The organism is Micrococcus sp. HG099 (assembly GCF_024723355.1).
Taxonomy (GTDB): domain Bacteria; phylum Actinomycetota; class Actinomycetes; order Actinomycetales; family Micrococcaceae; genus Micrococcus; species Micrococcus endophyticus.
In genome coordinates, this window is the sequence record NZ_JANQCJ010000144.1 from 1 (window position 1) to 4,688 (window position 4,688).

General features: G+C 72.9%; 6 protein-coding genes. 5 read left to right on the top strand and 1 reads right to left on the bottom strand.

Annotated elements, in window-relative coordinates:
- On the top strand, positions 1-324 hold a 324-nt coding region (locus tag NWP10_RS10425), incomplete at its 5' end, for an alpha/beta fold hydrolase (protein ID WP_375162487.1).
- Between the two features lie 51 nt (positions 325-375).
- Here the strand turns inward: NWP10_RS10425 and NWP10_RS10430 are convergent.
- A complete protein-coding gene (locus NWP10_RS10430) occupies positions 376-951 on the bottom strand; it encodes a bifunctional 2-polyprenyl-6-hydroxyphenol methylase/3-demethylubiquinol 3-O-methyltransferase UbiG (protein ID WP_258300857.1) in 576 nt (191 codons plus the stop codon).
- 55 nt (positions 952-1,006) lie between these two features.
- On the opposite strand from NWP10_RS10430, the gene NWP10_RS10435 reads away from it, so the two are divergent.
- The 4 genes from NWP10_RS10435 to NWP10_RS10450 form a co-directional block, all read left to right on the top strand.
- Positions 1,007-1,432: a hypothetical protein gene (locus NWP10_RS10435; RefSeq protein WP_258300858.1), complete on the top strand. Its 426-nt coding sequence runs from the start codon at positions 1,007-1,009 to the stop codon at positions 1,430-1,432.
- A gap of 213 nt (positions 1,433-1,645) precedes the next feature.
- Positions 1,646-2,767: a peptide chain release factor 2 gene (prfB, locus tag NWP10_RS10440; RefSeq protein WP_017488347.1), complete on the top strand. Its 1,122-nt coding sequence runs from the start codon at positions 1,646-1,648 to the stop codon at positions 2,765-2,767.
- A 218-nt stretch (positions 2,768-2,985) separates the two neighbouring features.
- Complete coding sequence (locus NWP10_RS10445; protein ID WP_026106837.1) at positions 2,986-4,053, top strand: 2,3-butanediol dehydrogenase; 1,068 nt, start codon at positions 2,986-2,988, stop codon at positions 4,051-4,053.
- 197 nt (positions 4,054-4,250) lie between these two features.
- Positions 4,251-4,688 (top strand): hypothetical protein (locus NWP10_RS10450; protein WP_258300859.1); only part of this gene is annotated, 438 nt, incomplete at its 3' end.

The window sequence follows — 4,688 nt, forward strand, 5'->3', positions numbered from 1 at the left end:
TCCCTCGCCCGGGACCTGGTGGCCCCGAAGCCGTGGCCCGCCCGCATCCTCGCGGACCTGGACGCCACGGCCGACCACCCGATGCGCGCGCTCTGGGGCGCCGTCCTCACGGCGGACCCCCGCCCCCTCTGGGCGGCGGCGTCCGTGCCCGTGCTCTACGTGCGCAGCACCCGTCAGGTGCACCAGGCGGACCTGGACAAGCTGACGGACCGGGCCCGCGTCGTCGACGTCTCCGCCCACGCCGGCGGGCACTGGCCGCACCTCGCGGACCCGGCCGGCGTGGCACGGACCATCCGGGACTGGCGCGCCGCGACCGGGGTCTGAGGCGGCTGGGCCCGGCGGCCTCAGACCCGACGCCCGCCCGCCCCCGCGGCGTCAGCGCCGCCGGACCACCACCACGGTGTCCTTCAGACGGGTGGACCGGCCGTCCGGGCCGGTCGTGTCGCGCTCGCGCAGCTCGGCCGTCAGGACCTCCCACCGCGCGTCCCCGCCGGCCGGCACGCCCAGGGCGGCGAGCTCGGCGGCGGGGGAGGGGAAGTCGCCCCGCTCGGCCAGCTGCGGCGGCGCCCACGGCGGCGGCGCGCCGTGCGACACGAGCACGAGGTGCCCGCCCGGCGCCAGGGAGTCCGCGGCGCGGCGCAGGATGCGCCGCCGGTCCAGGGCGACGGGGGACTGCAGGAAGCTCGCCGTCACGAGGTCGTACCCGGCGGCGCCGGCCTCGTGCGCGCCCCAGTCCGCCGCCGGCTCGGACAGGTCCGCGGCGAGGAAGCGGGTCCGCTGCGCCACGCCGCGCTCGCGGGCGGCGTCCCGGGCCCGGGCGATGGCCGCCTCGGAGAGGTCGATCCCCGTCACGTCCCAGCCAACCTCGGCCAGGTGCAGGACGTCCCCGCCCTCGGCGGAGGCCACCAGGGCCTGTTGTCGGGCGGTGCCGTCCAAGTCTGGGATCAGCATCTTTTTGGGATACTTTTTCGATTGACAGCATGAGTCCCTCGAAGGAACGCCAGAGATGCCCGCAGGACGCAAAATTTCCCCCAAGAACCTCGCTGCGGCCGCCACCGCCCTCACCGCGGCGATCTCCGTCGCCGACAACCTGTGGCATGAGGCCAACAAGGATGAGCGCATCGTCCGTGCGGGGAAGGCGGTGGCTCGCCGCGTTGCGGAGACGGCCAAGCCTGATCCAGCACAGGCGCTGAGGAAGAAGTGGGCGGCAGCTGACGACTTCGCTACCACCATGGCTCAGGACGAGGCGAACCAGGACAAGGTGAGGGGATGGCGCGCCGACCTCGGAGTGCTCCGCAACAAGCTCGCACTCGTTGAAGCCCAGCCCGGTCGCTCTCGGCGCAAGGCGTTCAAGGAGTTGCACCGGCAGACGGCCGGGCTCATGGCCGCCATCCTCCACCATGCGGCGCCAGCCGGGTTCGATTCAGAGTAGACGCAGGAAGACATCACGAGTTGACCTGCTGGGTGCGCCGCGTCCGCGCGTCGTCATTCCCGGCCCCACCCTTCGCGGAGGCCGGCAGACACGCCGCCACCCGGGCGACGTCGCGGCGAGTCTGCCAGCCCTGGCGGCAACGGGGGCTCTGGCGGCAACGGGGGCGTCGACGGCAACGGGGGCGGGGAGGGCAGGCGGTAGGCTGGCCCCACCATGGCTGACACTGACTTCTCCGCAGAGATCGACTCCCTGCGCCACACCCTGGCGTCCATCGAGCAGGTCTCGGATATCGACCGCATCAAGGCGGACATCGCCGAGCTGGAGCAGCAGGCCTCCGCCCCGGACCTCTGGGACGATCCCGAGGAGGCCCAGAAGGTCACCTCCAAGCTCTCCCACCGCCAGGCGGACCTCAAGCGCATCACCTCGCTCGAGAGCCGCATCGAGGACCTGGAGACCATGGTCGAGCTCGCGGCCGAGGAGGACGAGCCCTCCCTGCTGGACGACGCGAACGACGAGCTGGCCTCCATCCGCAAGTCCCTCGAGGAGCTCGAGGTCGTCACCCTCCTCAGCGGCGAGTACGACCCGCGTGACGCCGTCGTCACCATCCGCGCCGGCGCCGGCGGCGTGGACGCCGCCGACTTCGCCGAGACCCTCATGCGCATGTACCTGCGCTGGGCCGAGCAGCGCGGCTGGTCCACCAAGGTCATGGACACCTCCTACGCGGAGGAGGCCGGCCTGAAGTCCGTGACCTTCGAGGTCAACGCGCCCTTCGCCTTCGGCACCCTCTCCGTGGAGGCCGGCACCCACCGCCTCGTGCGCATCAGCCCCTTCGACAACCAGGGCCGCCGTCAGACCTCCTTCGCCGCCGTCGAGGTGGTCCCGCTCATCGAGTCGGACGACTCCATCGAGATCCCCGAGTCCGAGATCAAGGTGGACGTGTTCCGCTCCTCGGGCCCCGGCGGCCAGTCCGTGAACACCACGGACTCCGCCGTGCGCATGACGCACATCCCCACCGGGATCGTGGTGTCCATGCAGAACGAGAAGTCCCAGATCCAGAACCGCGCCGCCGCCCTGCGCGTGCTCCAGTCCCGCCTGCTGCTGCAGCGCAAGGCCGAGGAGGACGCGAAGAAGAAGGAGATGGCCGGCGACGTCAAGGCCTCCTGGGGCGACCAGATGCGCTCCTACGTGCTGAACCCGTACCAGATGGTCAAGGACCTGCGCACGGGCCACGAGGAGGGCAACCCGTCCTCCGTGTTCGACGGCGCCATCGACGCCTTCGTGGACGCCGGCATCCGCTGGCGCGCCGAGCAGGCCAAGGCCGCCCAGGAGGACTGAGCGCCGCCGCGCGACCCCGTCGCCTGGGCCACCACGACGCCGGCCCGCACCTCCGCAGCGAGGCGCGGGCCGGCGTCGTCGTTCAGGCCCCCGCAGGGGCCTCGGGCCTGGCCTGGGAGACCGGCCCGGTGGGATGCTAGAAGCACCGGGGCGGGCGCCCCCGCGCATCGGCCCGGCACCTGATTCCGTCCCCACCCAGGAGGTCGACCAGCATGACCATGCGCGCCGCACGTTGGCACGGCAAGAAGGACATCCGCATCGAGGAGATCGCCTCGCCCACGGCCGGTCCGGGACAGGTTCTCGTGGACGTCGCATGGTGCGGCATCTGCGGAACGGACCTGCACGAGTACCTCGAGGGGCCGATCTTCATCCCGCCGGCCGGACACCCGCATCCGATTTCCGGCGACGCCGCCCCCGTCACGCTCGGCCACGAGATGTCCGGCACCGTCGCCGCCCTGGGCGAGGGCGTCACGGACCTCGAGGTCGGCCAGAAGGTCGTCGTGGAGCCGTACATCGTGCGCGAGGAGGACCAGGACCGACCGGACTACAACCTCGCGCCGGACATGAACTTCATCGGCCTGGGCGGCGACGGCGGCGGCCTGGCCGAGCAGATCGCGGTGCGGCGCCGCTGGGTCCACCCCGTGGCCGACTCCGTGCCTCTCGACCAGGCCGCGCTCATCGAGCCGCTCTCCGTGGCCCACCACGCGTGGGTGCGGGCCGGCTCTCCGACGTCGGGCGTGGCCGTGATCGGCGGCGCCGGCCCCATCGGCGCGCTCACCGCGGCCGTGCTCAAGGGCAAGGGCCTGACGGTGTACGTCTCCGAGCTCTCGGAGCTGCGCCGGCAGAAGGTGCTCGAGGCCGGCGTGGTGGACGAGGCCTTCGACCCGCGCGAGGTGGACGTGCCCGCCAAGATCCGCGAACTGCACGACGGCCAGGGCGCGGACGTGGGCTTCGAGTGCACCTCGGTGGACGTGGTGCTGGACATGCTGCTGGACGCGGTGCGTCCCGGCGGCGTCATCGTCAACGAGTCCATCTGGGGTCACGAGCCCGCCGTGGCCCTGCACAAGCTGGTGCTCAAGGAGATCGACCTGCGCGGCACGATCGCGTACGCGAACGACCACGCGGACACCATCCGCATGGTCGAGGACGGCGCCGTGGACCTCGCGCCGTTCATCACCGGCAAGATCGGCCTCGACGACCTGCTCGACCAGGGCTTCGAGACCCTCATCCACCACAACGAGACGGCCGTGAAGATCCTCGTCTCGCCGACCGGCCGGGGCCTCTGAGGCTCCGGCCCGACCCCCGGACGTCCCGACGACGGCCCGCGCCCGCAGCCGGCCGCGGCCCGGACGCCGCGACGCCCATCGAGCGGGTCCTGGACCGCATCACCGCGGACGCGTCCCTGATCGAGGAGACGCTGCGCACCCTGCGCGAGCGCCTGCCCGGCTACGAGCCCGTCCCGGACGATGCGCTCGCGGCTGCCGTGACCCGCAACGTGGCGCTGTCCCGCCGCTGGCTGCTCGAGGACCAGAACGACCCGTCGGCCCCCATGCCGGAGGCCGAGGAGCTGGTGGCCGAGCGCATGGGACAGGGCGTGCCGGTGGGCACCGTGCTCACGGGCTTCCGCCTGTGCATGTCCCTGATCCTGGACCGCGCCGTGCACGATGCGCCCGCGGACGGGCTCAGCCCTGCCGAGATCCTGGACGTGGTCGCCCGCATCACCGCCCTCGGCGACGCGTTCTCCACGCGCGTGCTCGTGGCGCACCACGAGCTCGACGTCGCCCGGGCCGCCGACGACGCCGCCCGCCGCTCGGCCTGGGTGCGGGACGTGCTGACCACACGCATGGACCCCGCCGCCCTGCTGCGCGGGGCCGACGCCCACGGCCTGCCCGCGGACGTCCGGGCCCGCGCCCTGCGCGCC

Coding starts and splice junctions, on each gene's coding strand:
- NWP10_RS10445 (WP_026106837.1), top strand. CDS start 2,986: ATGCGCGCCGCACGTTGGCACGGCAAGAAGGACATCCGCATCGAGGAG.
- prfB (WP_017488347.1), top strand. CDS start 1,646: ATGGCTGACACTGACTTCTCCGCAGAGATCGACTCCCTGCGCCACACC.
- NWP10_RS10435 (WP_258300858.1), top strand. CDS start 1,007: ATGCCCGCAGGACGCAAAATTTCCCCCAAGAACCTCGCTGCGGCCGCC.
- NWP10_RS10430 (WP_258300857.1), bottom strand. CDS start 951: ATGCTGATCCCAGACTTGGACGGCACCGCCCGACAACAGGCCCTGGTG.